The organism is Streptomyces prasinopilosus (assembly GCF_001419695.1).
Taxonomy (GTDB): domain Bacteria; phylum Actinomycetota; class Actinomycetes; order Streptomycetales; family Streptomycetaceae; genus Streptomyces; species Streptomyces prasinopilosus.
Genome location: NZ_LIRG01000898.1, coordinates 1 through 1085 on the forward strand (window position 1 = coordinate 1; position 1085 = coordinate 1085).

At 81.3% G+C, this 1085-nt stretch carries 1 protein-coding gene; it reads left to right on the forward strand.

Annotated features, from left to right (window positions below):
- Window positions 1-1085, forward strand: a 1085-nt coding sequence (locus AOK18_RS28155; protein WP_055696152.1) for an aminotransferase class I/II-fold pyridoxal phosphate-dependent enzyme, incomplete at both ends; no start/stop codon positions are given.

Below are 1085 nucleotides of genomic sequence, written 5' to 3' on the forward strand. Positions count from 1 at the left end.
GGCCGAAGCGGACCGGGCCGGGACCCCGTCGGGCACGGCCCGGTCCGCTTCGGCCCGGTGCTGCCCGAGGACGGGCTGCCCGTGCTGCCCGAACTGGCCGCCGTCCTCGCCGCCGCCGCGTCCCGCGCGGAGGCGGAGCCGGTCGGCGGCGGCCCCGCCCTGCTGGACGCCGCGTGCGGCCACGGCGACCGGCGGGGCCTGCCCGCGGCCCCGGACCGGGTGGCCGTCGGCCCCGGCGCGCCCGCGCTGCTCGTGGCGCTCACCGCGGCCATCGGCGGGGACGTCCTGGTGCCCCGGCCCTGTGCCGCCTGGTGGGCGCCCTCCGCCCGGCTGCTCGGCCGCCCGGTGTTCCCGGTGCCGGTGCCGGCCGAGAGCGGCGGCGTCCCCGATCCGTACGCCCTGCTGGAGACCGTACGGCGGCTGCGTGCCGAGGGCGGCGACCCGCGCCTGCTGGTGCTCTCCGTCGCCGACGACCCCACCGGCACCGTCGCCCCGCCCGAACTGCTGCACGAGACCCTCGAGGCCGCCGCCGGCGAGGGGCTGCACCTGGTCAGCGACGAGACCTGGCGCGACACCCTGCACGAGCCGCGCGACACGGTGCTGCTCAGCCCCGCCGAGATGCTGCCCGACCGGGTCACCGTGGTCACCGACCTGGCGGGCGCCCTGCTCCCGTCCGGCTGGCCCGCCGCGGTCGCCCGCTTCCCGGCGGGCGCGGCGGGCGGCCCGCTCCACGCGCGCGTGCTCGACGTCCTGACCGCGCTCGACGCGCGCGTCGCCGCCCCGGTCGCCACGGCCGCCGCCTACGCCCTGTCCGAGCCGGAACCGGTCACCGCGCGGGTGGCGGCCGCCGTACGCCTGCACGCGCGCGTGGCCGCGGCCGCGCGCGAAGCGGTCGTCGCGGCGGGCGCCCTGGCCCGCCCCCCGCAGGCCGGACGGCACCTGTACGCCGACCTCGCGCCGCTGGCGCCGGCCCTCGCCGCGCACGGCGTCGGCGACGCGCAGGAACTGGAGGACTTCCTCACCGGACGGCTCGGCATGCCCGCGGCCGGCGGCCAGCGGCGCGAGGTCGGCGTACAGGTGCCGTC